Source organism: Zoogloea dura, from assembly GCF_012927165.1.
GTDB lineage: Bacteria > Pseudomonadota > Gammaproteobacteria > Burkholderiales > Rhodocyclaceae > Zoogloea > Zoogloea dura.
In genome coordinates this window covers 248,549-273,131 of sequence record NZ_JABBGA010000002.1, presented here as the reverse complement: position 1 = coordinate 273,131, position 24,583 = coordinate 248,549, and the positions used below count along the sequence as shown (strand labels likewise).

Genomic DNA, 24,583 nt, shown 5'->3' with positions numbered 1-24,583 from the left:
TGGATTTGACGTTTGTCCCTTCCCCGGCGGGCATCCCTCTGGCAGCATGGCGGTGATGAAGCCCACCGAAATCATCCTGCATCCCCTGGACAACGTGCGCCTCGCCAATCTGTGCGGGGCGCTCGACGAGAACATCCGCCAGATCGAGACCGCCTACGACGTCACCATCGCCCGCCGCAGCGAGCGTTTCACCCTGCACGGCGCGGCGCCGCGCACCCACCAGGCGGCGCGCGCCCTGCGGCATTTTTACGAGCGTTCCGAGGCGGCCTTGTCGGTGGATGACATCCAGCTGGGGCTCATCGAGCTGGCCAACCTGTCCCAGGCCACCCCGCAGGCGCCGGTGCTGATGACCCGCAAGACCGAACTGCACGGCCGCACGCCGCGCCAGGTGGATTACCTGCGGCAGATCCAGGATCACGACATCACCTTCGGAATAGGCCCGGCCGGCACCGGCAAGACCTACCTGGCGGTGGCCAGCGCAGTGGATGCCTTCGAGCGGGAGCACGTGGAGCGCATCGTCCTGACCCGCCCTGCGGTGGAAGCCGGCGAGCGCCTGGGCTTCCTGCCCGGCGATCTGGCCCAGAAGGTGGATCCGTACCTGCGTCCGCTCTACGATGCGCTGTATGACCTGATGGGCTTCGAGCGGGTCACCAAACTGTTCGAGCGGGGCTGTATCGAGATCGCCCCGCTGGCCTTCATGCGCGGGCGGACTTTGTCCCGCGCCTTCATCATCCTCGACGAGGCCCAGAACACCTCGGCGGAGCAGATGAAGATGTTCCTGACCCGCATCGGCATCGGCTCCCGCGCCGTGATCACCGGCGACCTGACCCAGGTGGACCTGCCGCGTGGTCAGAAGAGCGGTCTCGGCGAGGCGGTGCAGGTGCTGGCCGATGTGCGTGGCGTGGCCTTCACCCGCTTCCTCAAGGAAGACGTGGTGCGCCATCCCCTCGTCGCCCGCATCGTCGATGCCTACGAGAAGCACTCCCTGCGCAGCTCGCCGCTGCAACAGCAGACCCAGCAGCAACCTCCGCAACAGCAGACCCAGCAGCAATGAGCGACATCAAGCTTCCTCGCCGTCTCGACCTTTCCGTGCAATACGCCTGTAACCGTGAGGGGCTACCCTCCCGGGCCGACTTCCGCCGCTGGTTGCGTGCCGCAGAGCCGGGGGCCGCGCGGATCACCGTGCGCATCGTGGACGAGGACGAAGGGCGGGAACTCAACCGGGATTATCGGGGCAAGGATTACCCCACCAATGTGCTGACTTTCGCCTATGGTGAAGGGGAAGATATGCCGCTGCCCGAAGGGCTGCCCCTGATGGGTGATCTGGTGCTGTGTCGGCAGGTGGTGGAGCGTGAGGCGGCGGAGCAGGGGAAGAGCCTGGACGCCCATTACGCCCATTTATCCGTGCATGGTATGCTGCATTTGCAGGGCTTCGACCACCTTGAGGACGAAGAGGCCGAAGAAATGGAAGCACTTGAACGCAAGATCCTCGCCGGGCTGGGGTATTCCGATCCTTACCAGGATGCCCCGGGAGCTGGCAGATGAACGGTGCGGTGAGCAATGCGCCATGGGCGATGGGCCGGTTGAGATCGGTTTGCATCGCCCATGGCCCATTTCTCATCCACCCTTTTTATGGAACCCTCCAGTAGTAAACCGTCCTTGCTCGAACGGCTTTCCGCCCTCCTGACACGGGAGCCGGAAGACCGGGAAGAATTGCTGAGCCTGTTGCACGCCGCCCACGACCGCAATCTGTTCGATGCGGACGCGCTGGCGATCATCGAAGGTGCCCTGCAGGTTTCCGACATGCAGGTGCGGGACGTGATGGTCCCCCGGGCGCAGATGGACGTTGTTTGCCTCCACGACTCCGTCGAGGACATCACCCGCTTTGCCATCGGCGCGGCCCACTCCCGCTTCCCCGTGATCGGCGAGAACAAGGACGACGTGTTGGGCGTGCTGCTCGCCAAGGACCTCCTGCGGGTCTTCGCCGGCGAAGCCTTCAATCTCCGTGAAATGCTGCGCCCGGCGGTCTTTGTGCCCGAGTCGAAGCGTCTCAACGTGCTGCTGCGGGATTTCCGGGTCAGCCGCAACCACATGGCCATCGTGGTGGACGAATACGGCGGCGTGGCTGGGTTGGTGACCATCGAGGACGTGCTTGAGCAGATCGTCGGCGACATCGAGGACGAGTACGACTTCGACGAAACCGCCGACAACATCCGTCTCGACCAGGCCGGGCGCTATCGAGTGAAGGCCGGTACCGAAATCGAGGATTTCAACGAAGCCTTCGCCACGACCTTCAGCGATGCCGAGTACGACACCGTCGGCGGTCTGCTGATCCGCAAGCTGGGGCGCCTGCCCAAGCGCAACGAGGTGATCGACCTGGCCGGCCTGCGCTTCCAGGTGCTGCGGGCCGACAGCCGGCGTGTTCATTCCGTGCTTGTCGAGCGCGCGCCCGACCCGGAAGCGATCGGCGGCTGATGCGTCTCCTGCGTCCGGGCCTGGCCCTGCTGGCGGGGGCCACGTCTGTATTGGCTTACGCCCCCTTCGAGCTGTTCCCGCTGGCCTTCGTCGCCTTGGCGCTGCTGTTCCGGCTTCTCGATACCGAGGGGCCGGCGGCGGGCAGGGGAGGGGCACTGCGCCGGGGCTTCGGGATCGGCTTTGCCTGGGGTTTGGGGGCGCTGCTTGCCGGTGTGTCCTGGATCTACGTGGCGCTGCATCGCTTTGGCGGCATGCCCATGCCGCTGGCCGTGCTGGCCGTGCTGCTCTTCTGTGCGGGTATGGCTGTGCATGCGGGGCTGGCGGGTGCGCTGTTCAGCGCCTTGCGCCGGGGCCGGCCCTGGCTGGATGCCGCGCTCTTCGCCGCGGCCTGGCTGCTTGGCGAATGGCTGAGAGGCTGGATGTTCACCGGCTTCCCGTGGCTGGTCAGCGGCTACACCCAGACACCGCCCAGCCCGCTGGCAGGGTATGCGCCGATCGTCGGGGTGTATGGCGTTGGAGGCCTGCTGGCCTTTGGCGCCGCCCTGGTGGTCCAGGCGGTGCAGCGGCGTTGCTGGCGACCTGCCGGCGTGCTGTTGCTGCTGCTCGCTTGTGGCGCCGCCTTGCGGCTGGTGGCCTGGACGGCACCGGTCGGTGAGCCTGTGCGGGTCGCGCTGCTGCAGACGAATATCGAGCAGAGCCTCAAGTGGCGTCCCGAGATGCTGCAGCACTGGCTGGACATCAACCTGCAGATGCTGCGCGACAATCCGGCGCAGATCGCGGTGCTGCCGGAAACCACCATTCCGCTGCTGGTGGACAGCCTGCCCGAGGGCTACCTGGAGGAGGTCCGGCGGATCGCCATCGGGCATGGCGGCGACGCCATCCTCGGCACCTTCACCCGCGACGGCGCCGGGCATATCTTCAATGCCGCGATCAGCGTGGGGCTCGCAGCCCCCGGGCATTATGCCAAGCAGCACCTGGTACCCTTCGGCGAGTATTCGCCGCCACTCTTCAACTGGTTCTACGACCTGGCCAGCATCCCCATGGCCGACCAGACGCGGGGCCCGGCGGTGCAGGCGCCGATGCTTCTGGCGGGGCAGAAGGTGGCGCTCAACATCTGCTACGAGGATGTGTTCGGCGAGGAGCTGATCCGCTCCTTGCCGGAGGCGACCCTGCTGCTCAACATCTCCAATCTGGCCTGGTATGGCGACTCATTCGCCCAGCCCCAGCACCTGCAGATCGCCCGCATGCGGGCGCTCGAGACGGGGCGGCCGATGTTGCGCTCGACCAATACCGGCATGACCGCCCTGGTTAGGCCCGATGGTGGCGTGGAGGCGGTATTGCCGGCCTTCGAGCGCGCTGTACTGCAGGTCGAACTGCGGGGCCATGCCGGAATGACGCCCTACGCCCACTGGGGAAACTGGCCTGCCGTGGGGCTGGCCATGCTGCTGGTGCTGCTTGGCCTGGGGAGTGCGCGGCGGCGGAGCTGAACGGGAGGGCGTATCATCCTTGCTCGCCCATTTATCCGAAGTTCCGAATCATGCGCTCATATTCTCAGAACAGTCCCGAAGCCCTGGCCCGCCTCGTGGCCATGGCCATCCTTGCCGACGGCCGCCTGGACAACCGGGAAGTCGACTGGATCAAGCACAACGACACCGCGGCGCTGCTCGGCGTGGATCGTGACACCCTGATCCAGGTGCTGCTCGACTGTTGCCGCGACGTGATCAACGAAGCCGAGCAGGAGCGGGTGTTCCTGCTTGAGGACCATCGCCTCGCCCGCCTGGCCGACGACATCACCGACCCTGCGCTGCGCCGGGTGGCCTTGTCCGCCATGCTGATCATCGCCAAGACTGATGGCAGCGTGAGTGAAGGCGAACAGAGCCTGCTGCGCTTCCTGATGAGCCGCTGGGACATCGCCCTCGAGGATCTGGCCGCAGTCTGAGCGTGCCGCCCGCGTGATGCGGGCCTGTTTTTCGTACTTACAAGACCAACACGAATCAAGGAGGATCGCCATGAGCGAACAGATCAAGTATCTGCTCGATGAATCCCGCATGCCCAAGGCCTGGTACAACATTGCCGCCGACCTGCCGGTGCCGCTGCCGCCGCCGCTGCATCCGGGCACCCTGCAGCCCCTCGGGCCGTCGGACCTGGCGCCGATCTTCCCGAGCGCCATCATTGCCCAGGAGATGTCCACCGAGCGCTGGATCGACATCCCCGAGCCGGTCCGCGACGTGCTGACCCAGTGGCGCCCCAGCCCCCTGTTCCGCGCCCGCCGCCTCGAAAAGCTGCTCGGCACGCCGGCCAAGATCTACTACAAGTACGAGGGCGTTTCTCCCGCCGGCAGCCACAAGCCCAACTCCGCCGTGCCCCAGGCCTGGTACAACGCCCAGGAAGGGGTCAAGCGCCTGTCCACCGAAACCGGTGCGGGCCAGTGGGGTTCGTCCCTGTCCTATGCGGGCGGCCTGTTCGGGCTGGACGTGACGGTCTTCCAGGTGCGCGTGTCCTACGACCAGAAGCCGTATCGCCGGGCGCTGATGGAGACCTGGGGCGGACGCTGCATCGCCTCTCCGTCCAACGAAACCGAGTATGGCCGCGCCGTGCTGGCGCAGCACCCGGACCACATCGGCTCCCTCGGCATCGCCATCTCGGAAGCCGTCGAGGTGGCCGCCAAGAACGACGACACCAAGTACGCCCTGGGGTCAGTGCTCAACCACGTGCTGCTGCACCAGACCATCGTTGGCGAAGAGGCCATCCTGCAGATGGAGATGGCGGGCGACGATCCCGACGTGGTGGTGGGCTGCGTGGGTGGCGGCTCCAACTTCGCCGGCATTGCCTTCCCCTTCATCGGCCTGCAACTGCGCGGCGGCCCCAACGCCAAGAAGCGCCGCATCGTCGCCGTGGAGCCGTCGGCCTGTCCGTCCCTGAGTCGCGGTAAATATGCCTATGACTTTGGCGACACGGCCCACCTGACCCCGCTGGTCAAGATGCACACCCTGGGCAGCGACTTCACGCCGCCGGGCCTGCATGCCGGCGGCCTGCGCTACCACGGCATGGCGCCGCTGGTCAGCCACGTCAAGGAGCTCGGCCTGATCGAGGCCCGCAACGTGACCCAGACCGACTGTTTCGAGGCCGGGGTGATGTTCGCCCGCACTGAGGGGATCGTGCCGGCGCCCGAGTCCACCCACGCGATCCGTGGGGCCATCGAGGAGGCGTTGCGCTGCAAGGCCGAAGGCAAGAGCGAGACCATCCTGTTCTGCCTGTCCGGTCACGGCCATTTCGACATGACCGCCTACACCAACTACCTCTCCGGCAAGCTGGTGGATCAGGCCTACGACGAGAAGGAACTGGCCATGGCCCTGGCCGGACTGCCCCAGGTCGACGCCTGAGCCTGTTCTGCCGTAAAAACGGCGCGGGCCCCTTTGCCGGGGCCCGCGCCGTTTTGTCTTTCGCTATGGGTCAGACCCGGAAGCGGGCGATCTGATCCTTGAGGTTGCCGGCAATCTGCTCCAGACCGATGGCCGCATCCGCTGCGCCGCGGATGCTCTCGGAGGTGGATTCCACCATGGACGAGATCTCCTCCACGCGCTGGGCGATGGAGGTGCTGGCGGCACTTTGCTCGCGGGTGGCTTCGGCAATCTCGCGGACCCGCACCAGGGTCTGGCGGGCGCCTTCCTCGATGGCCTTCAGGGCCTCGGCGGCGGAGGCGGCGAGGGCGACACCCTGGTCCACTTCCGGCAGGGCCGCATTCATGGCCCCGACGGCACTGCTGGTGTCGTCCTGGATGCCGACGATCATCTGCTCGATCTCGGTGGTGGCCGAGGAGGTGCGTTCGGCCAGCTTGCGGACTTCGTCGGCGACCACCGCAAAGCCGCGGCCCTGTTCGCCGGCCCGCGCTGCTTCGATAGCGGCGTTGAGGGCCAGCAGGTTGGTCTGGCCGGCGATCTCCTTGATCACGTTGGCGATGGAGGAAACCTGGCCGATGCGTTCCTCCAGGGCCAGGATGCGGCTGGATGCACTGGTCACGGTTTCGGACATGCGCTTGATGGCGCTGGAGGCCTGGCCCACCCGCTCGCTGCCTTCGGCGGCAAGGCGCATGGCCTCCTGGGAGTTCTCCTCGGTTTCAAGGGCGCTGGCAGAGATATGGCTGGAGCTCACCGTCAGCTCTTCCATGGCGGCGGCCATCGAGGCCGTGGCATCGGACTGGCGTACTGCTGCGTCGGCCACCTCACTGGAGACCCGGCTGATGTGGTCGGCGTTGGTGACCAGTTGATTGGCGCCGCTGTTGATCTCGCCCATCATCGTGCGCAGGGTGCCGATCATGTTGGCCAGGGCTTTCAGCATGCTGCCTTCGCGGGCGCTGCCCACCGAGGCGGTGAGGTCGCCGGCGGCCGCCTGTTGCATCACCTGGGTGGCGTTCTGCGGTTCCCCGCCCAGCTGGTTGGTCACGCTGGCGCTGACCCGCCAGCCGACGATGCCCAGGGTTGCCAGCAGGACGACCGAGATGCCGCCGAGCAGGGCGGCGATGGAGCGGAACTGGCGGTCCACATCGTCCACGTAAATGCCGGTGCCGAGGATCCAGCCCCAGGGGGTGAAGGGGGCGGCATAGGATATCTTGGGCTGCGGCTGCTCTTCGCCGGCCTTGGGAAACAGGTAGTCCACGAAGCCGCCGCCAGCGTTGGCGGCCTTGACCAGTTCGACGATGATGGCCTTGCCGTTGGCGTCCTTCAAGCCGCTCGCATCGCCGCCTTCCCTTTCCGGCTTGGGGGGCATCAGGATGTAGCGGTTGTTGGTGTCCACCATGAAGAGGTAGTTGGTCTTGTCATAGTGCATGGACCGGATGGCTTCGGTGGCCGCCTTCTTGGCGTCCGCCTCAGGTAGGGTGCCGGCCTGGGCCAACTTGTGGAAGTGCTCGAGGATGCCCCGCGTGCTCTCCACCAAGTATTGGGTCTGCAGTTTGCGATCGTCCATCATGCTGCCGCGCAGGTGAGCGAGGCTGACACCACACAGGACGATCAGGCCGATCAGGGTAAGGGCGACAAGAAGTCGCATGCGCGTCGAAACGCGCAGGTTTGCCAGGTTCACGATGAGTTCCTCTCCATCAAATCCCGCTGTCTACGGGTCACACACCAGTCATTGGGGAACGCCGGCTTTTATTTGTGTTTGCTTATTTACGGATCGGGTGTGCATTTTCTTGACACCTTATTTTGCAGAATGCGACGGTCGGAGCAGGCTCAGCGAGCCTGCTCCGACCGCGGAACATGCCCTGTCCGCAGAAACCCAGTAAAATCCGCGCTTTGCCCCAATCCGCGCGGCAACATGCCGCGGAGCACCCATGTCCGTCCAAAAACCGACTTTCCAGCAGATCATCCTGCGCCTCTCGAACTTCTGGGCCGAGCACGGTTGCACCCTGCTCCAGCCCTACGACATCGAGGTGGGCGCCGGCACCTTCCACACCGCCACCTTCCTGCGTTCCATCGGGCCCGAGCACTGGAACGCGGCCTACGTGCAGCCTTCCCGGCGCCCCAAGGATGGCCGCTACGGCGAGAACCCCAACCGCCTGCAGCACTACTACCAGTACCAGGTGGTGCTCAAGCCGTCTCCCGTGAACATCCAGGAGCTCTACATCGACAGCCTGCGGGCGCTGGGCATCGACCCCAATGCCCACGACATCCGCTTTGTCGAGGATGACTGGGAGTCGCCGACCCTCGGCGCCTGGGGCCTGGGCTGGGAAGTCTGGCTGGATGGCATGGAGGTCACCCAGTTCACTTACTTCCAGGAAGTCGGTTCGCTGAGCTGCAAGCCGGTGCTGGGCGAGATCACCTATGGTCTGGAGCGTCTGGCGATGTACCTGCAGGGCGTCGAAAACGTCTACGACCTGGTGTGGTCCATCGGCCCCGACGGCACGCCGGTCACCTACGGCAACGTCTATCACCAGAACGAGGTGGAGCAGTCCACCTACAACTTCGAGCATTCCAACGTGGAGTGGCTGTTCCGCCTGTTCGGCGAGTACGAAGGCGAGGCCAAGCGCCTGCTGGCGGTGCCGCTGGTGCTGCCGGCCTTCGAGATGGTCATGAAGTGCTCCCACACCTTCAACCTGCTCGATGCCCGCGGGGCGATCTCCGTCACCGAGCGGGCCGCCTACATCGGCCGCGTGCGCGTGCTGGCCCGTGAAGTGGCCCAGGCCTATTACAACTCCCGCGAAGCCCTCGGCTTCCCGATGCTGAAGAAGGAGGCCGCGTGATGACCGGCGCGACCCTGCTCGTTGAACTGCTCACCGAAGAACTGCCGCCCAAGGCCCTGCCAAAGCTGGGACAGGCCTTTGCCAATGGCATCCTGGCGGGCCTCCGCAGCCGTGGCCTGGCGCCTGCTGATGGCGCCTCCCGCTGGTTTGCCACTCCGCGCCGCCTGGCCGTCACGGTGGCCGGCGTGCTGTCCGAAGGCGCGCCGAAGGATGTGACAGAGAAGATCATGCCGGTGTCGGTGGCACTCACCGCCGATGGCCAGCCCACCGCGGCCCTGAGCAAGAAGCTGGAGGCCAAGGGCATCCCGCTGTCCGCCGTGGCCAGCTTCGAGCGCCGCATGGATGGCAAGGCCGAAGCCCTGTTCCACACCTCCACGGTCGCTGGCGCGAAGCTGGCCGAAGTGCTCGGCGGGATCGTCCAGGATGCCCTCAGGCAGTTGCCCATCCCCAAGGTGATGCGCTGGGGTGACGGCGATGCCACCTTCGTGCGCCCTGCCCACAAGCTGACCCTGCTGCACGGTGCCGACGTGGTGCCGGGCAGTGTGCTCGACATCCAGTCCGGCCGTACCACCCGCGGCCACCGCTTCATGAGCCGCGGCGACATCGACATCGCCACCGCCGACGCCTACGAGCCGACCCTGCTGGCCGAAGGCAAGATCATCCCCGACTTCGCCGAGCGCCGCGCCAACATCGAGAAGCAGCTGGTCTCCGAAGCCGGCCGCCAGAACGCCACCCTTGGCGAATACGCCGACCTGCTGGACGAAGTGACTGCGCTGGTCGAGCACCCGACGGTTTACGTCGGCGAGTTCGAGGCGGAGTTCCTGGCCGTGCCCCAGGAGTGCCTGATCCTCACCATGCGGGCCAACCAGAAGTACTTTCCGCTGTTCGACACCGAAGGCAAGCTGCTCAACCGCTTCCTGATCGTGTCCAACATGGAGCTGGCCGACCCGTCCAACATCATCACCGGCAACCAGCGCGTGGTGCGTCCGCGCCTGTCCGATGCCCGCTTCTTCTTCGAGCAGGACATCAAGGCCGGTCTCACCCCCCGGGTGGTCAAGCTCGGTTCGGTGGTCTATCACAACAAGCTGGGCTCCCTCGGCGACCGTGTCGAGCGCATGTCCACCGTGGCTCGCCGCATCGCCGGCCTGCTGGGCGCCGACGAGAACCTGGCCAACCGCGCCGCGCTGCTCTCCAAGGCCGACCTGCTGACCGACATGGTTGGCGAGTTTCCCGAACTGCAGGGCACCATGGGGCGCTATTACGCTCTCGCGGAAGGCGCCCTGCCCGTGGTCGCCGAGGCCATCGAGCAGCACTACCGCCCGCGTTTTGCCGGTGATGCCCTGCCCGACAGCAACATCGGCCGTGCCCTGGCCCTGGCCGACAAGCTCGACTCCCTGGCCGGCTTCTTCGGCATCGGCCAGATCCCCACCGGCGACAAGGACCCCTTCGGCCTGCGCCGGGCGGCCCTTGGCGTGCTGCGCATCCTCATGGAAGGCCCGTTGCCCCTCGATCTGGCCGAACTCATCAAGCACGCTGCAGAGGCCTTCAACCCGGGCGTGCTGACCGTCGGCGTGGATGGCCCGCTGTACGACTTCATGCTCGAGCGCCTGCGCAACACCTTGCGTGACGCGGGGCATGCCCAGGACGTGGTGGATGCGGTGCTGGCGCTCAAGCCGACCCGCATCGACCTGGTGGTGCCCAAGCTCGAGGCCGTGCTGGCCTTCCAGCAACTGCCGGAAGCCGCAGCCCTGGCGGCAGCCAACAAGCGGATCGTCAACATTCTCAAGAAGGCCGAGGGCGAGCTGGGCGAACCCGACGTGGCGCTGCTGGTGGAGGAGGCCGAGAAGGCCCTGTTCCATGCCATTGTCGAGGTTGCGCCGCTGGCCCGCTCGCACTTCCAGAACGAAGCCTACACCGATGCGCTGCGCGTCCTGGCCGGCCTGCGTGCCGCGGTGGACCGCTTCTTCGACGAGGTGATGGTGATGGCCGAGGAGCCGCTGGTCCGTCAGAACCGCCTGGCCCTGCTCAACCAGCTGGCCGGCCTGATGAACCAGGTTGCCGACATCTCCCGCCTGTCGGCCTGATGGCCTGCTGAGGGTAGCCCATGAAAATCATCGTGCTCGACCGGGACGGGGTCATCAACTTCGATTCCGACCAGTTCATCAAGTCGCCGGAGGAGTGGAAGCCCATTCCCGGCTCCCTCGAGGCCATCGCCCGCCTCAACGAGGCGGGCTGGCGCGTGGTGGTCGCCTCCAACCAGTCCGGGGTCGGGCGCGGGCTGTTCGACATGGACACCCTCAACGCCATCAACGAAAAGATGGTCAAGGCCATCGGCCAGAAGGGGGGGCGCCTCGACGCCGTCTTCTTCTGCCCCCATGCGGCCGACTCCACCTGCGCCTGCCGCAAGCCCAAGCCGGGCATGTTCCTCGAGATCGCCGAGCGCTTCAACGCCGACCTCAAGGGCATGCCGGTGGTGGGTGACAGCCTGCGCGACCTGCAGGCCGGCGTGGCGGTGGGCTGCAAACCCTACCTGGTGCTGACCGGCAAGGGCGCCAAGACCCAGCTCGACCCGGATCTGCCCGACGGGACCATGATCTATCCCGACCTTGCAGCCGTGGCTGCCGAACTGACTGCCTGAAAGCCCTGCCCGTGGTTCTGATCCGCAACCTCCTGTTCATGCTCGCCCTCGCCATATTCACGCCGCTCTATGCGTTGATCGGGATGGCGACCTTTCCCTTCGGGCCGGAGACCCGGCACAAGATCATCCGGGGCTGGCCGCGCATCATGGCCTGGGTGATCAAGCACGTGCTGGGCATTCCCTACCGTCTCATCGGCACCGAGAACATCCCCGCCGGGCCCGCCATCATCGTGTCCAAGCACATGTCGGCCTGGGAAACCATCATGCTGCAGGACATCTTCCCGCCCATGGTCTTCGTGATGAAGCGGGAGATTCACAAGGTTCCTTTCTTCGGCTGGGGCATTGCCCAGATGCCGATGATCGCCATCGACCGGACCGCCGGCAAGGATGCCCTGGCCCAGGTCGAGGAGCAGGGGCGTGACCGGCTGGCCCACGGCTTCTGGGTCACCATCTTTCCGGAAGGCACCCGTGTGGCGCCCGGCAGCAAGAAGCGCTACAAGGCCGGCGGCTCGTGGCTGGCCGCTCAGACCGGCACGTCAGTGGTGCCGGTGGCCCATAACGCCGGCGAGTTCTGGCCGCGCAATGCCTTCTTCAAGCGCCCCGGCGAGGTGGTGGTGAGCATCGGCCCGGTCATCGATACCCGCGGGCTGTCCGCCGAGGAGATCAACCGCAAGGCCGAAACCTGGGTCGAGGGCGAGATGCGCCGCCTCTTTCCCCATCACTACCGCGATTCCAGCAAGCCCCGGGAGAAGGCCCAGGCGTGAGCGCGCCGGCCCTTGAGTCCCGCGAGATCGAGCTGGCCGGCCAGCGGGTCGGCTACACCCTGCGGCGCAGCGTCCGCAAGACCCTTGGGCTGCGCATCGATCATCGCGGGCTGACCGTGGGGGTGCCGCTGAGGGTCGGCCTCGGCGACATCGAGTCCTTCATCCGCAAGCACGCGGACTGGGTCGTGGACCAGCTCCAGGCCCGGCCGGCATTGCCGCCCGCCGAATCCTGCGAGCCCTGCGATGGCGCGGAGATCCCGGTGTTGGGGTTGCCCTGGCGGCTCCGCATCGGGCGGGGTGGTAACCGCATCGTGTGGCACGAGGGCATCAAACTGGGTGAATCCGGCCCTGTCCTGGAACTGGCCCTGCGCGCCGGCAGCAGCGCCCGCGCGCTGCTGCTCAAGGCCCTCCAGCAGCGCGGGCTGGAGCTGTTCCGCAACAGGGTCGAGGAGTACTGCCTGCGCCTGGGGCGCCCGGTGCCGCTGGTTGGCTTGTCTTCTGCCCGGACCCGCTGGGGCAGTTGCAGCAGCCGGACCGGCATTCGTCTGCACTGGCGCCTGATCCATCTGCCGCTGCCGTTGATCGATTATGTGGTGGCCCACGAGGTGGCTCACCTGGTGGAGATGAACCACTCCCCGAAATTCTGGTCCGTGGTGGAGTCGCTCTACCCCGACCATGCATCGGCCCGCCGTGCCTTGCGCCAGGCGGGTGCTGCCCTTCCCGTGCTCTGATACAAGGACCTCCCATGCGCCTGCTTCACACCATGCTCCGCGTCGGCGATCTCGATCGCTCCCTGGCCTTCTATACCGAGGTGCTCGGCATGCGCCTGCTGCGCCGCCAGGATTACCCGGAGGGCAAATTCACCCTGGCCTTCGTCGGCTACCAGGATGAGTCGGAAGGGGCGGTCATCGAGCTGACCCACAACTGGGGCGTGGAGTCCTACGAGCTGGGTACCGCCTACGGGCATATCGCCCTGGCGGTGCCGGATGCCTACGCTGCCTGCGACGCGATCCGGACCCGTGGTGGCAAGGTGGTGCGGGAAGCGGGGCCGATGAAGCACGGCAGCACCGTGATCGCCTTTGTCGAGGACCCGGACGGTTACAAGATCGAGCTGATCCAGGTAGCCTGATCCACGGCAATCCGGAGAGGCGGCTTGAACAGCCGCCTCTCCGGGGGCGTTCAGGCCGCCCGGCCGAAGGCCTGGCGCAGGGCGAGGAGTTCCGCCCGCAGCTCGTCGAGCAACGCAGGGGTGGAGCCCATGTTGCGCTCGCGGCCGGCCCGTTCCAGTTGCTGGGCCTTGGCCTGGGCGCGGGTGGCGCAGAAGTTGGAGACAGCGCCCTTGAGGGCATGGGCGCTGCTGTGCAGGCCCTCGGCGTCGCCTTCCGTCACGGCGGCCTCGACGTTGGCCAGCATGCGTGGTTCGTCCTCGCAGTACATGTCCAGCAGCTGCTCCAGCAGCTCTTCGTCGTCACCCAGGTTGGCCAGCACCTTTTCACGATCGAACACAGGGCCGCTCGGTGGGGCGGACTCGGGCTCTGGGGTGGGCGCAGGGTCGCCCAAGCCGGCGTGGTGGATCAGCACCTCGACGAGGTCGGGGGCGTGTACCGGCTTCGACAGGTAGCCGTCCATGCCGGCCTGCAGGCAGCGTTCCCGGTCGCCCTTCATGGCGTGGGCGGTCATTGCGATGATGGGGGTGGAGGGCGTGCCGGCGGCTTCCCGCGCGCGGATCGCCGCGGTGGCGTCGAAGCCGCCCATCACCGGCATCTGCACGTCCATCAGGATCACGTCGAAGTGGCCTTGCGCATGGAGGTCGAGGGCTTCCTGGCCGTTGTTGGCCACTTCAACCTGGTGCCCCAGCTTCTGGAGCAGGCGGGTCGCCAGGGTCTGATTCACCACGTTGTCTTCGGCGAGCAGGATCTTCAGCTGGCGCCGTTGCTCCCGCAGGGTGTGGCGGGTGATCAGGGGGCGGTCATTGCTGCTGGCCTCCGGCAGCTCGACTGACAGCAGGATGGCATTGAGCAGGTCCGATGCCTCGATCGGCATCGGGAGGTAGGCGGCGATGCCGAGTTCGCGGCAGCGGGCCCCGTCGCCGCGGCGTCCTTCTCCAGCGAGCATGATCACGCTGGGGACCGGATGGGTGAGGTGGGGGATGGCCGCGGCCAGCTCAAAGCCTTCAGCGTCGGATAGCTGGGTACCGATGATGGCGACCTGGTAGGGCTTGCCCAGGGCGGCGGCTTCGCCCAGGGCGCGGCGGCACTGGGACGCATCGATGGCCGGGACGGGGGCCATCCGCCACTGGGTGAGCAGCTCTGTCAGCATGCTCCGGTCGGCGGGGTTGTCCACCGCGATCAGGACCGGCAGCCCTTCCAGCTGGGGCCCGTCGTCGGCCTGGGCGACGGCCTGACCCTTGTCGAAGCGGGCCGTGAAATGGAAGGTGCTGCCTTTGCCCGGCATGCTGGTCACGCCGAGTTGTCCACCCATCGCCTGGACCAGTCGGGCGCAGATGGTCAGGCCCAGCCCGGTGCCGCCGTAGCGGCGCGTGGTGGAGGTGTCGGCCTGGGAGAAGGCTTCAAAGATCAGGCCCTGCTTGTCGTGCGGAATGCCGACGCCGGTGTCCGTGACCTCGAAGCGCAGTTCCATCCCCTGGTTGCAGGGGGCGCCGCTGGCAACGCTGAGCCGGACGCTGCCCAGGCTGGTGAACTTGATGCCGTTGGAGAGCAGGTTGATCAGGATCTGGCGCAGCCGGTGCGGGTCGCCGATCAGGCTGTCGGGGACGTCCGGAGCGACCGTGACGCTCAGTTCCAGGTCCTTTTCGGCGGCCCTCTGCTGCAGGGTGCGGACGGACAGGGCCACGCAGTCGCGCAGGCTGAAGTCGATGTGTTCGAAATCGAGCTTGCCGGCCTCGATCTTGGAGAAGTCGAGGATGTCGTTGATGATGTTGAGCAGGGAGTCGGCGGAGGTCTTGACGAGGGTCAGGTATTCCTTCTGCTCTTCGTCCAGCCGGGTTTCCAGGGCTAGGTCGGTCATGCCCAGGATCGCATTCATGGGGGTGCGGATCTCGTGGCTCATGTTGGCCAGGAAGTCGCTCTTGGAGCGGCTGTTGGCCTCCGCGGATTCCTTGGCTTCACGCATGATGCGCTCGGCTTCCTTGCGTTCGCTGATGTCCCGCAGGTAGGCGGTGATGAAGCGGTGGCCCTCTCCCTCCAGGGGGACGAGGGCCATTTCGACCGGGAATTCGTCGCCATTGCCACGGATGGCGAGCGTTTCGATGCGGCGGCTCAGGGTGTCCGGCTCAGGGGTGGTCAGGAGCTCCTGCAGCTTCGCCTGGTGGTCGGCGCGGAGACGTTCGGGGAAGATGAGCTGGGTGACGGGCTGGTGCAGCGCATTGGCCCGGGCGAGTCCGAAGGTCCGTTCGGCGGCGGGGTTGAACTCGAGGATGCAGCCCTGCTGGTCAACCGTGATGATGCTGTCCAGGGCGGCCTCGGCAATGGCCCGGTTGCGGGATTCGCTGGCGGCAAGGGCCGATTGTCCGTCGAAGAGGCGGATGGAGGTCCAGTTCAGGGCGTCCACCAATTTGCGGATCTCGACCACGGCGGTCGACTCATTCAGGGTGCTGCCCTGGCTGCCCTCCAGGCTTTCGGCGAAGGCTGTGGCCTGTTCGAGGCTGCGCAGGGGCGGGCGCAGGAAGACCCGGATGGCGGCGGTGCCCAGGAGCAGGGTGAGCAGCCCGGCGAAGGCGCTGTCCTCCAGGATGTGGGTCAGGTTGCTGCTTGCCGCGGCGGGTTGAACTTCGGTGCGCAGCCAGCCCAGGGGTGCCCGCTCGCCGATGCCTGTCCACGAAACCAGGGTTTCGAGCCCGCTCCTCGTGGCGGAGTTGGCGGCCTTGCGCGATTGGTCCGGCAGGGGCAGCGGTGTGTCGCTGACCTTGACCGGAGTGAGCGGCTGGGTGTTGTCGCTGCGGCTCAGATCGACGAGCGGATAGCCCTGCCGGTCCGTGACGGTCAGGCGCAGAATCCTTGCCTCGTCGGAGAGCCCGAGCAGATGCGCGGTGATGCCCGCCTTGTTGCCCGAAGCCAGCTGTGCTTCGAGGGCGGCGGCGAGATGCCGGGCGATTTCGTCGGCGTGCCTGCGCTCCAGGCGTTCCACGTAGTTGGTCTGTTCGTAGCTTACATAGCCGGAATAGGCGCCGATCGAGACGGTCAGCAGGAGGGCAAAAAGCAGGGTGAGTTGCTGCCCGAGGGTATGCAGGCCAAGGCGTCCGGCCAGGTGCTGAAGGCCCCTCATGCGTCGTCATCCTTGAAGCGTCGGCGGATTTCCAGGACTTCGTGCCAGTCTGTCAGGAAGGCGTCGACGCAGGCAGGGTCGAAGTGGGCTCCCCTTTGTTCCTTCAGGAAGTCGACCGCCCGCTCGATCTCCCATGCCGGCTTGTAGGGGCGGGCGGACGTGAGGGCGTCGAACACGTCGGCCACCGCGACGATGCGCCCCATCAGGGGGATGGCGTCGCCGGCCAGACCCGCAGGGTAGCCTGTGCCATCGAACTTCTCGTGGTGGGTGAGGGCGATCTCGGCGGCAAGCTGGATCATGGGGGACGAGGAGCCCTTGAGGATGTCATGACCCATGCTTGCGTGGCGCCGCATGATGACCATCTCATCGTCGGTGAGGCGGCCTGGCTTGAGAAGGATGTGATCGGGGGTGCCGACCTTGCCCACGTCGTGCATCGGGGCGGCGCTCAGCAGGCGGTCGCAGAGCGCCTCGTCCACACCCAGGCGCTTGGCGATCAGGCGCGAGTAGTGGGCCATGCGCAGAATGTGGGCGCCGGTTTCCGGGTCGCGATACTCGGCGGCGCGGGCCAGCCGGGTGATGGTTTCCCGTTCCCGCGCCACGATGTCGGCGGTCTGGCGCAGGACGGCCTGCTGCAGGTCGTCGTTCCAGCTGCGCATGCGTTTCTGGCTCTCGCGGAGGGTCAGCATGGTGCGCACCCGCGGGTCGAACTCGTGGCGGTCGATGGGCTTGGTCAGGAAGTCGTTGGCCCCTGCACCGAGGCTTTCGTAGCGGACCTCCTTCTCATGAGCGGCTGTCACCATCAGGATCGGTACGACATCGGCCGGGTGCTGCTTGCGTACCGCTTCGATGAATTCGACCCCGTTGAGGTCGGGCATCATGTAGTCGACGATGATCAGGTCTGGCTCGTGGTTGGCGCACCAGTCCAGGCCTGCGAGCGGGGAGGTGAAGCAGACAATCTCGGTGCCCGGGGGGGTGAGCTTGCGGACCAGTGCCTGAATCAGCGTGAGGTTGAGGGGGGTGTCGTCAACGATCGCAATGGCCATGGAGGCTCCGATAGGCGTACTGCCGGGGGAATGCCCCCGTGGCAGGTATATGCTCAGTTTATCGGCCCTGCATCGTCGAAGTTTAGTCCTGGTGTGGGGCGTGACGGGATGGCCAGCGCATCGCCCGGGGCGTCGGTGGAGGGCGCTGTACGGGGGAGCGACAGGGTGAAGCAGGTCCCGGTGCCGGGTTCGCTGGCGGCGCTGATCTGACCGCCCAGGCTGCGCGTGACGAGGTTGTAAACGATGTACAGCCCGAGGCCGCTGCCCCCCTTGCCGAGGCGCGTGGTGAAGAACGGGTCGAAGATCCGCTGCAGGGCGCTCTCCCCGATGCCTGCACCATCGTCGCAGACGCGGATGCTGACCGACTCCGCCGCGGGCCGGGCGATGACCTGGATGCGTCCCGCGGGCCGACCCTCGAGGCCGTGGATGAGGGCGTTGGTGACCAGGTTGGTCAGGATCTGGCCCAGGGCTCCGGGGTAGCTGTCCATCGGGATGGGGGTATTGCAGTCGATCTCGAGGGTGTAGGGCGTGGCGTGGAACATCGGCCCGAGGGTCATGCCTATCTCCCGCAGGACTTCGCCCAGTTCGAAGGGGCGGCGTACTTCGCTGGCCTGGTCCACCGCGACCTGCTTGAAGCTGCGGACGAGTTCTCGGGCGCGGGTCAGGTTGCGCATCAGGAGTTCGCTGGCCTCCAGGGCCGAGGCCACGAAGCTGTCGAAGTGGGCGCGCCGCAGGGTGCCGGCGGCCTGCTCCCGGGCCATGTCGGTGGTACGGGCGGCCAGGGTGGTCGCCACGGTGACGCTGTTGCCGATCGGCGTGTTGAGTTCGTGGGCGATGCCGGCGACCAGTGATCCGAGTGCCGCCAGCTTTTCGCTGCGGACCAGTTCGTCACGGGCCTGGTGGAGTGTTTCGAGGGCAGTGCGCAGTTCGCCGGTGCGCTCCGCAACACGTCGCTCGAGGCCTTCGTTGAGCTCCTCTATGTGGCCCTGGACCCGGCGCAGTTCGGAGATGTCCGCCAGGGACCACAGGCCGCAGTCCTCGCCCTTGATGCGCAGGCGGCAGCCGGATACCAGGCAGGTGGCGATCTCGCCGCGGCCACGCGGGCGGATGCGCACCTCCTGCTGCTCCACGATTTCGTCCCGGGCGATACGGCTGTACAGCCCGTCATAGACGTCCTGGTCCACCCAGAAGCCGAGTTCGCCGGTGCTGCGCTCCAGCACGGAGGTTCGGTCGAGTCCGAACAGGCGCTCCCAGGCCGGGTTGGCATCCACGTGGGTGCGGTCGTCGATGCGGGTCAGGGACATCGCCACCGGGGCGGAGGCGAAGATGGCGGCGAAGCGGGCCTGGCTTTCCTGCAGGGCGTCGGCGGCGGCCTTTTGCTCGGTGACGTCGCGGACGATGGCGATCAGGCAGTCCTGCCCTTCGATGCGGACGGTGGATGCATTGACCAGGCAGTGGCGCCGGCCCTGGTTGCGGGTCCCGATGGTGCAGGGGTAGTTGCGCAGGGCGCCATGCTGGACCACCAGGTCCACCAGGGCGACGCGTTCTTCCGGGATGGGCCACAGTCCGAGCTCCACCGAGGTCGTGCCGATGGCTTCGCTGCGGCTCCAGCCCACCAGCTGGGCGAAGGCGTGATTGACCTCGAGGATCTTGCCGTCCGACACCCGGCTGATGGTGATGTAGTCGGGGCTGCCGTGAAAGGCTGCCGAGAACATCGCCTCGGAGATCCGCTGGGCTTCGGCCGCAGCTCTTTCGGCACGCTCCAGGCGCACCTGCTCGGTGATGTCGCGGAATACCGCCAGGACACAGTCGTGCCCGCCGATGTGCAGGAGGCGGGCGCTGACCAGGGTGTTCACCGGATGCCCGTCCCGATGCAGGAGGGTCACCTGCCGGTCATGGACTTCCAGGCCGGTGGCCAGCTCGGCGAAGATCTCGGACTTGTCCTGAGGCCTTTGCCAGATACCGAGCTTGATGCTGCTGCGTCCCAGGCCTTGCTCGCGGCTGTAGCCCAGCAGGGGTGTCCAGTTCCGGTTCATGTCCATCAACCGGGTGTCATCCAGGCTGGTCAGGGTCACCAGCTCGGGGAGAAACTGGAAAACCTGGGTGAAGCGTTCGTGGGCCGACTCGAGCGCGGCCTCGGTGGCCTGGCGGTGTTCCCGCTCTTGGCTGACGCGCGCTTCCAGGATCCGGGTGCGGGACTTTTCCCGGGCCAGGCGCTGCACGGCGAAGCCCAGGCCGACCGACAGGGCGATCGCCACCAGGCTTAGCAGCAGGTCTGGCGGGAAGGGCAGGCTCATGGCCGTCGCCGGCACTCAGCGCAGGGCCCGCAGCATGCTGGCGAGTGTGTCGAAGCCTGCATCGTAGAAACCCTGGAGCAGGGGGGCCATGTGAGTGAGGGTCAGCATCAACATGGTAAAACCAACGGTCAGGGTGATCGGGAAGCCGATCGCGAACAGGTTGAGCTGGGGGGCCGCGCGGGTGAGGATGCCCAGGGCGATGTTGGTGATCAGCAGTGCGGTGACCACCGGCAGTGCCAGCAGCAGGCCGCTGGCGAAGATCGTGCCGCCCGAGCGTACCAGGATCAGCCAGCCGCCCTTGTTAAGCATGCTATCGGTGACCGGCAACCATTCGAAGCTGCGGTGCAGGGTGTCCACCATCAGCAGGTGACCGTTCAGTGACAGGAAGATGAGCGTTGCCAGCAGGGTCAGGAATTCTGCCACCACCGCTGTCTGGCCGCCTGCCACCGGGTCGAAGAAGGTGGCGAAGGACAGGCCCATCTGCAGACTGATCAGCTCCCCCATCAGGTCAAGGGCGGCAAATACCACTCGCATGCTCAGCCCCATGGCGATACCGATCAGTGTTTGCTCCAGCAGCTGCAGGATGCCCGGCCAGGAGTCGAGCGGAATCGCGGGTACCGGCGGCAGGGTGGGGATGACACCGATCGCCACGCCCAGGCTGATGACCAGCTTGCTGCGGCGGGGGAGGGCATTGTTGCCGAATACCGGGGCCGTACCGAGCATGCCGAGCACCCGGGCCAGGGGGAGCGCAAACAGGGCGAGCCAAGCTTCGAGCTGGGCGGAGGTGACGCTCAGCATGACGCGAGGCTCAGCCGATCATGGCCGGGATGCTCTCGAAGAGGCGCCGGATGAAGTCGGTCATCATCGTGATCATCCACGGGCCGGCGAGCACCAGGGCAATGAAGGTGGCGATCAGTTTGGGCACGAAGGACAGGGTCTGTTCGTTGATCTGCGTGGCGGCCTGGAAGATGGACACCAGCAGGCCGGTGACAAGCGCCGCGATGAACAGCGGCGCCGAGACCAGCAGGGTCAGCTCGAGGGCCTGGCGGCCGAGGTCTACGACGGTGGTGGGGGTCATGGGGGCTCCTATCCGAAGCTCTGTACCAGGGAGGCGATGAGCAGGTTCCAGCCGTCCACAAGCACGAAAAGCATGATCTTGAAGGGCAGCGCGACAATCGCCGGGCTCATCATCATCATGCCCATGGACATCAGCACCGAGGCGACCACCATGTCGATGATCAGGAAGGGGATGAAGACGATGAAGCCGATCTGGAACGCGGTCTTGAGTTCGGAGGTGACGAAGGCGGGAATGACGACCCGCATCGGCAGGTCTTCGGCCTTGTCGACCCGAGGGGTCTTGGCCAGCTTGGAGAAGAGGTTCAGGTCCGGCTCGCGAATCTGCTTCAGCATGAAGGTCTTGACGGGTACGGTGGCCCGGTCGAGAGCTTCATTGAAGGTGATGCGGTTTTCCGAAAGCGGTACCCAGGCATCGGTATAAACCTTGTCGGCTACCGGCGCCATGATGAAGAAGGTGAGGAAGAGGGACAGGCCGACCAGGACCTGATTGGGCGGGGAGGTCTGGGTTCCCATGGCATGGCGCAGCAGGGACATGACGATGATGATGCGCGTGAAGCAGGTCGTCATCAGGACCAGGGCTGGCAGGAAGCTCAGGGAGGTGAGCAACAGCAAGGTCTGGATCGACAGGCTGTACTGGGTGCCACCGCCTCCGGCCGGCGTGCTGGTGATGGCGGGCATGGCCTGGGCCAGGACCGTCAGGGGGGCCAGCGTCAGCAGTGTCGCCCCGACCTTGCGGAGCGTGAAGGGAGAGGCTTTCATCGGGTGCGGCGTTCCAGGGTGCGTTTGAGCCAGGTCTGGAAGTCATCGTTTCCGGAGGGCGGCTGGGGCGCCGTGCCGGCAGGGAGTTGAGTGGCGTCCAGGGTGTGCAGGGTATTGATCCGGCCGGGGGCTACGCCGAGTACGAGGATCTTGTCGGCCACCTCCAGCAGCACGACACGCTCCCGCGGGCCGACCGCCGTTGCGCCGCGGATCCGCAATACGCCTGCGGCGAGCCCCTTGCTGCCGCTGAGGCGTTTGAGCGTGTGCAGGGCGGCGAACAACAGGCCGATGACGAGGGCCAGTCCCAGGAGCATCTGCAGGACGCTTGAGGTCGCGTCAAAGCCACCGTCTGCAGCGAGCAACGGGCCGGACAGCAGTGACAGGCCGACGACGAAGGGCAGGGGAGGCATGGCGATGGTGGACTCCGGGTAGCGTGGCCGCAGTTTACCCTTGGCGGGTGATACCGGCTGTCCTGAAAAAGCGGGCAAAAGTCTCACACATCGCGGCTTAGATGCTTTGCAGATGAACTGCCCCCTGTGCTATCAATCAAACAACTCGTCAGGTTCAGGGGGGAGCAGTCATGTTGCTGTGGCATCGTGAGATCCAGCCGGTGGCTGGCGCATCCGAACAACATCGGGACGAGTCTTCACCGCCTCCGGGCTACGAGGCCAAGCGGCAGAGGGCCTTGCTGATCCTGGGTGAGAAATGGTTGCTGCATCGGGCCAATGCCCCTGACCGCCGGCCGAGCCGATCGGTGCTGTCGCCCCGTCCCGGCGAGGTTTCGGCAGCCTGAAAACAGGCAGGCCCCGCGCCTGTTCCTGCGGGGCCTGCCTGTCGGTGGAGCAGCGGTGTATGTCGCGGGCGGGTGTGCGCTCTCGGTCGCTCAGGTGCGCAGTTTGCGGATCCGCTCGGCGGGCGTGATGATGTCGGTCAGGCGGATGCCGAACTTGTCGTTCACCACCACCACCTCGCCCTGGGCGATGAGGGTCCCGTTGACCAGCACGTCCATCGGCTCGCCCGCCAGCCCGTCCAGTTCCACCACCGACCCGTGGGCCAGCTGCAGCAGGTTGCGGATGGCGATCTTGGTGCGTCCCAGCTCCACGGTGAGCTGCACCGGGATGTCCAGGATCATGTCGTAATCGTTGATCGAGCCACCCTTGGGGCCGCTCTGGCCGAAATCCGGGAAGAGCTGGCTGGCTGGCTTGGCCTGGTAGGGTGACTCCTCGCCGAGGGCGGGTTCGGTCAGGCCTTCTGCTACGGCCTGCTCCTGCATGGCGGCCGCCCAGTCGTCATCGCTGATCTGGTTGTCGTCGGGGGTATCGGTTTCTGACATGCTGAACTCCTAGGCCTTGCCGGGGGGCTCGTCTTCCTGGGCCAGGAAGCGCTCCACCTTGAGGGCGTATTGGCCGCGCTGGACGCCGTAGCGGCATTCCATGAAGGGGATGCCATCCACTTCGGCCTGCACGGTTTCCGGGATGTTGAGGGGGATCACGTCGCCCGGTTTCATGTTCACGATGTCCCGGAGGGTGACGTTGGATGTTCCGAGCCGCGCCGCGAGTGTCACTTCTGCGGTCTGCAGCTGCTTGCCCATCATGCTGACCCAGCGGTTGTCCTGGGTCAGGTGGTCGCTCTGCATGGTCGAGTAGAGCGTTTCACGGATCGGCTCGAGCATGGAGTAGGGGAAGCAGAAATGCATTTCTGCCTGGGAGCCGCCGAACTCCAGCGTGAATGACGACGCCACCACGATCTCGCTGGGCGTGGCGATGTTGGCGAACTGGGGGTTCATCTCGGAGCGGACATACTCGAATTCGAGTTTCTGCACGGGCCCCCAGGCCTTTTCATATTCGCCGAAGATAACCTTCAGCAAGCCCTGGATGATGCGCTGCTCGGTCGGGGTGAAGTCGCGTCCTTCGACCCGGGTGTGGAAACGGCCGTCGCCGCCGAACAGGTTGTCCACCACCAGGAACACCAGGTTCGGATCCATGACGACCAGGGCCGTGCCGCGCAGGGGCTTGGCGATGAAGAGGTTCAGGTTGGTCGGGACCACCAGGTTGCGCACGAACTCACTGAATTTCTGGACCTTGATCGGCCCTACCGACACTTCGACGTTGCGGTGCATGTAGTTGAACAGGCCGATCCGCAGATAACGGGCGAAGCGCTCGTTGATGAGCTCCATGGTGGGCATGCGCCCACGCACGATGCGCTCCTGGGTGGCCAGGTTGTAATCCCGGACACCGCCCTGATGCTCCTCCTGATGTTCGGTGTCGTCACTCTCCCCGGTGACGCCCTTGAGCAGGGCATCAACCTCTTCCTGGGAGAGAAAGTCCTGGGCCATTGTGGGCTCCGCGCTTACTGCACGATGAACTGGTTGAACAGGACGGACAGCACCGGGCCGTCGTCTTCCGGCCGGTTGCGCTTGCCTTTCTTCTTCGGGCTGGGGGCGTAGCCGAGCACGTCGTTGGCCTCTTCCTTGATTTCGTCGGCCAGTTCTTCGCGGCCTTCCGCGGGGACCAGGTCGGAGGGCTTCTTGGACGACAGCAGCATGATGATGCGGTGCTTCAGTTCGGGCATGTAGAGTTTGAGCGAGTCACCCACCTTGGCATCGGCAACGCGCAGGACCATGGTGGCCTGCAGAAAGTGCTCGCCCTCCTCCGGCGCAAGGTTCACGGTGAACTGGTCGAGCTGGACGAAGATCGGCGGCTTTGACGGGTCGACCTTGACCTTGGGTGGTTCGTGGTGGGCGGGCTCCTCCTCGCCATCCTCGCCCTCGGCATGCTTCTTCTTGCCAAGCAGCATGAAGGCCGCCCCGGCGGCAATCGCCAGCACGAGCACGGCCGCGATGATGATGATGAGCTTTTTCTTGCCTCCCTTTGCAGGGACTTCGCCTTCGGCGGCTTCGGCCTTGGCCGGTGCTTTCGACATGCTGGATCACTCCTGGTCTGCTTTGATTGTTATCCGTCACGTCCGCCCGGCAAACAGGGAAAAGGCGTGCAAGGGCCCGCCATTTT

The 24,583-nt window shown here is 66.0% G+C and carries 23 protein-coding genes; 12 read left to right on the top strand and 11 right to left on the bottom strand.

Annotated features, from left to right (window positions below):
- The first annotated feature begins 55 nt into the window (after nt 1-55).
- The 6 genes from HHL15_RS04110 to HHL15_RS04085 all read left to right on the top strand — a co-directional run bounded on the left by HHL15_RS04110 (nt 56) and on the right by HHL15_RS04085 (nt 5,858).
- Nucleotides 56-1,054, top strand: coding sequence for a PhoH family protein (locus HHL15_RS04110; RefSeq protein WP_169144548.1), 999 nt, complete (start codon nt 56-58; stop codon nt 1,052-1,054).
- The gene (gene ybeY, locus HHL15_RS04105; RefSeq protein ID WP_169144547.1) at nt 1,051-1,545 is read left to right on the top strand and encodes an rRNA maturation RNase YbeY; all 495 of its coding nucleotides are present in this window, start codon (nt 1,051-1,053) and stop codon (nt 1,543-1,545) included. Before HHL15_RS04110 ends, ybeY begins: the two co-directional genes overlap by 4 nt.
- An 87-nt stretch (nt 1,546-1,632) precedes the next feature.
- A complete protein-coding gene (locus HHL15_RS04100; RefSeq protein WP_169144546.1) occupies nt 1,633-2,475 on the top strand; it encodes an HlyC/CorC family transporter in 843 nt (280 codons plus the stop codon).
- A complete protein-coding gene (lnt, locus tag HHL15_RS04095; protein ID WP_169144545.1) occupies nt 2,475-3,962 on the top strand; it encodes an apolipoprotein N-acyltransferase in 1,488 nt (495 codons plus the stop codon). The genes HHL15_RS04100 and lnt overlap by 1 nt, the downstream gene beginning before the upstream one ends.
- A gap of 50 nt (nt 3,963-4,012) precedes the next feature.
- Nucleotides 4,013-4,414, top strand: coding sequence for a tellurite resistance TerB family protein (locus HHL15_RS04090; protein WP_169144544.1), 402 nt, complete (start codon nt 4,013-4,015; stop codon nt 4,412-4,414).
- Nucleotides 4,415-4,484: 70 nt separating this feature from the next.
- Entirely contained in the window at nt 4,485-5,858 is a 1,374-nt protein-coding gene (locus HHL15_RS04085; protein WP_169144543.1) for a TrpB-like pyridoxal phosphate-dependent enzyme, read from the top strand.
- 70 nt (nt 5,859-5,928) lie between these two features.
- Here HHL15_RS04085 and HHL15_RS04080 read toward each other — a convergent pair whose 3' ends face one another.
- Nucleotides 5,929-7,554, bottom strand: a complete 1,626-nt coding sequence (locus HHL15_RS04080) for a methyl-accepting chemotaxis protein (RefSeq protein ID WP_328824986.1) — start codon at nt 7,552-7,554, stop codon at nt 5,929-5,931.
- A gap of 250 nt (nt 7,555-7,804) precedes the next feature.
- On the opposite strand from HHL15_RS04080, the gene glyQ reads away from it, so the two are divergent.
- The 6 genes from glyQ to gloA are packed head-to-tail and all read left to right on the top strand — an operon-like array spanning nt 7,805 to nt 13,244.
- Complete coding sequence (glyQ, locus tag HHL15_RS04075) at nt 7,805-8,713, top strand: glycine--tRNA ligase subunit alpha (protein ID WP_169144542.1); 909 nt, start codon at nt 7,805-7,807, stop codon at nt 8,711-8,713.
- The gene (glyS, locus tag HHL15_RS04070) at nt 8,713-10,797 is read left to right on the top strand and encodes a glycine--tRNA ligase subunit beta (protein ID WP_169144541.1); all 2,085 of its coding nucleotides are present in this window, start codon (nt 8,713-8,715) and stop codon (nt 10,795-10,797) included. The genes glyQ and glyS overlap by 1 nt, the downstream gene beginning before the upstream one ends.
- Nucleotides 10,798-10,817: 20 nt before the next feature.
- Nucleotides 10,818-11,351: a D-glycero-beta-D-manno-heptose 1,7-bisphosphate 7-phosphatase gene (gene gmhB, locus HHL15_RS04065; protein ID WP_169144540.1), complete on the top strand. Its 534-nt coding sequence runs from the start codon at nt 10,818-10,820 to the stop codon at nt 11,349-11,351.
- Nucleotides 11,352-11,362: 11 nt separating this feature from the next.
- A complete protein-coding gene (locus HHL15_RS04060) occupies nt 11,363-12,115 on the top strand; it encodes a lysophospholipid acyltransferase family protein (RefSeq protein ID WP_169144539.1) in 753 nt (250 codons plus the stop codon).
- The gene (locus HHL15_RS04055) at nt 12,112-12,846 is read left to right on the top strand and encodes a M48 family metallopeptidase (protein WP_169144538.1); all 735 of its coding nucleotides are present in this window, start codon (nt 12,112-12,114) and stop codon (nt 12,844-12,846) included. Before HHL15_RS04060 ends, HHL15_RS04055 begins: the two co-directional genes overlap by 4 nt.
- 14 nt (nt 12,847-12,860) lie before the next feature.
- A complete protein-coding gene (gene gloA, locus HHL15_RS04050) occupies nt 12,861-13,244 on the top strand; it encodes a lactoylglutathione lyase (RefSeq protein WP_169144537.1) in 384 nt (127 codons plus the stop codon).
- Nucleotides 13,245-13,294: 50 nt separating this feature from the next.
- Here the strand turns inward: gloA and HHL15_RS04045 are convergent, their stop codons facing one another.
- The 10 genes from HHL15_RS04045 to HHL15_RS04000 all read right to left on the bottom strand — a co-directional run bounded on the left by HHL15_RS04045 (nt 13,295) and on the right by HHL15_RS04000 (nt 24,497).
- The gene (locus HHL15_RS04045) at nt 13,295-16,399 is read right to left on the bottom strand and encodes a hybrid sensor histidine kinase/response regulator (protein ID WP_169144536.1); all 3,105 of its coding nucleotides are present in this window, start codon (nt 16,397-16,399) and stop codon (nt 13,295-13,297) included.
- Nucleotides 16,396-17,442, bottom strand: coding sequence for an HD domain-containing phosphohydrolase (locus HHL15_RS04040; RefSeq protein ID WP_169144535.1), 1,047 nt, complete (start codon nt 17,440-17,442; stop codon nt 16,396-16,398). Before HHL15_RS04040 ends, HHL15_RS04045 begins: the two co-directional genes overlap by 4 nt.
- A 53-nt stretch (nt 17,443-17,495) precedes the next feature.
- The gene (locus HHL15_RS04035; protein ID WP_169144534.1) at nt 17,496-19,739 is read right to left on the bottom strand and encodes a PAS domain-containing sensor histidine kinase; all 2,244 of its coding nucleotides are present in this window, start codon (nt 19,737-19,739) and stop codon (nt 17,496-17,498) included.
- Nucleotides 19,740-19,754: 15 nt separating this feature from the next.
- Nucleotides 19,755-20,537 (bottom strand): flagellar biosynthetic protein FliR, encoded by a 783-nt coding sequence (fliR, locus tag HHL15_RS04030; RefSeq protein WP_169144533.1) that lies wholly within the window; start codon nt 20,535-20,537, stop codon nt 19,755-19,757.
- 10 nt (nt 20,538-20,547) lie between these two features.
- On the bottom strand, nt 20,548-20,817 hold the full coding sequence (fliQ, locus tag HHL15_RS04025; RefSeq protein WP_169144532.1) for a flagellar biosynthesis protein FliQ: 270 nt from the start codon (nt 20,815-20,817) through the stop codon (nt 20,548-20,550).
- Nucleotides 20,818-20,825: 8 nt separating this feature from the next.
- Nucleotides 20,826-21,575, bottom strand: coding sequence for a flagellar type III secretion system pore protein FliP (gene fliP, locus HHL15_RS04020; RefSeq protein WP_169144531.1), 750 nt, complete (start codon nt 21,573-21,575; stop codon nt 20,826-20,828).
- Nucleotides 21,572-21,985: a flagellar biosynthetic protein FliO gene (gene fliO, locus HHL15_RS04015; protein ID WP_235943213.1), complete on the bottom strand. Its 414-nt coding sequence runs from the start codon at nt 21,983-21,985 to the stop codon at nt 21,572-21,574. The genes fliP and fliO overlap by 4 nt, the downstream gene beginning before the upstream one ends.
- 473 nt (nt 21,986-22,458) lie before the next feature.
- Nucleotides 22,459-22,908, bottom strand: a complete 450-nt coding sequence (gene fliN / locus HHL15_RS04010) for a flagellar motor switch protein FliN (RefSeq protein ID WP_169144530.1) — start codon at nt 22,906-22,908, stop codon at nt 22,459-22,461.
- 9 nt (nt 22,909-22,917) lie between these two features.
- Complete coding sequence (gene fliM, locus HHL15_RS04005; RefSeq protein WP_169144529.1) at nt 22,918-23,910, bottom strand: flagellar motor switch protein FliM; 993 nt, start codon at nt 23,908-23,910, stop codon at nt 22,918-22,920.
- Nucleotides 23,911-23,924: 14 nt separating this feature from the next.
- A complete protein-coding gene (locus HHL15_RS04000) occupies nt 23,925-24,497 on the bottom strand; it encodes a flagellar basal body-associated FliL family protein (RefSeq protein ID WP_169144528.1) in 573 nt (190 codons plus the stop codon).
- Nucleotides 24,498-24,583: the final 86 nt, after the last annotated feature.

What these genes read in the sequence shown, in the direction of transcription:
- HHL15_RS04110 (WP_169144548.1), top strand. Translation starts at nt 56, where the DNA reads ATGAAGCCCACCGAAATCATCCTGCATCCCCTGGACAACGTGCGCCTC.
- HHL15_RS04045 (WP_169144536.1), bottom strand. Translation starts at nt 16,399, where the DNA reads ATGAGGGGCCTTCAGCACCTGGCCGGACGCCTTGGCCTGCATACCCTC.
- HHL15_RS04090 (WP_169144544.1), top strand. Translation starts at nt 4,013, where the DNA reads ATGCGCTCATATTCTCAGAACAGTCCCGAAGCCCTGGCCCGCCTCGTG.
- HHL15_RS04000 (WP_169144528.1), bottom strand. Translation starts at nt 24,497, where the DNA reads ATGTCGAAAGCACCGGCCAAGGCCGAAGCCGCCGAAGGCGAAGTCCCT.
- fliO (WP_235943213.1), bottom strand. Translation starts at nt 21,985, where the DNA reads ATGCCTCCCCTGCCCTTCGTCGTCGGCCTGTCACTGCTGTCCGGCCCG.
- fliP (WP_169144531.1), bottom strand. Translation starts at nt 21,575, where the DNA reads ATGAAAGCCTCTCCCTTCACGCTCCGCAAGGTCGGGGCGACACTGCTG.
- HHL15_RS04040 (WP_169144535.1), bottom strand. Translation starts at nt 17,442, where the DNA reads ATGGCCATTGCGATCGTTGACGACACCCCCCTCAACCTCACGCTGATT.
- HHL15_RS04035 (WP_169144534.1), bottom strand. Translation starts at nt 19,739, where the DNA reads ATGAGCCTGCCCTTCCCGCCAGACCTGCTGCTAAGCCTGGTGGCGATC.
- gmhB (WP_169144540.1), top strand. Translation starts at nt 10,818, where the DNA reads ATGAAAATCATCGTGCTCGACCGGGACGGGGTCATCAACTTCGATTCC.
- fliQ (WP_169144532.1), bottom strand. Translation starts at nt 20,817, where the DNA reads ATGACCCCCACCACCGTCGTAGACCTCGGCCGCCAGGCCCTCGAGCTG.
- HHL15_RS04085 (WP_169144543.1), top strand. Translation starts at nt 4,485, where the DNA reads ATGAGCGAACAGATCAAGTATCTGCTCGATGAATCCCGCATGCCCAAG.
- ybeY (WP_169144547.1), top strand. Translation starts at nt 1,051, where the DNA reads ATGAGCGACATCAAGCTTCCTCGCCGTCTCGACCTTTCCGTGCAATAC.
- fliM (WP_169144529.1), bottom strand. Translation starts at nt 23,910, where the DNA reads ATGGCCCAGGACTTTCTCTCCCAGGAAGAGGTTGATGCCCTGCTCAAG.
- glyS (WP_169144541.1), top strand. Translation starts at nt 8,713, where the DNA reads ATGACCGGCGCGACCCTGCTCGTTGAACTGCTCACCGAAGAACTGCCG.
- glyQ (WP_169144542.1), top strand. Translation starts at nt 7,805, where the DNA reads ATGTCCGTCCAAAAACCGACTTTCCAGCAGATCATCCTGCGCCTCTCG.
- lnt (WP_169144545.1), top strand. Translation starts at nt 2,475, where the DNA reads ATGCGTCTCCTGCGTCCGGGCCTGGCCCTGCTGGCGGGGGCCACGTCT.
- HHL15_RS04100 (WP_169144546.1), top strand. Translation starts at nt 1,633, where the DNA reads ATGGAACCCTCCAGTAGTAAACCGTCCTTGCTCGAACGGCTTTCCGCC.
- fliN (WP_169144530.1), bottom strand. Translation starts at nt 22,908, where the DNA reads ATGTCAGAAACCGATACCCCCGACGACAACCAGATCAGCGATGACGAC.
- gloA (WP_169144537.1), top strand. Translation starts at nt 12,861, where the DNA reads ATGCGCCTGCTTCACACCATGCTCCGCGTCGGCGATCTCGATCGCTCC.
- fliR (WP_169144533.1), bottom strand. Translation starts at nt 20,537, where the DNA reads ATGCTGAGCGTCACCTCCGCCCAGCTCGAAGCTTGGCTCGCCCTGTTT.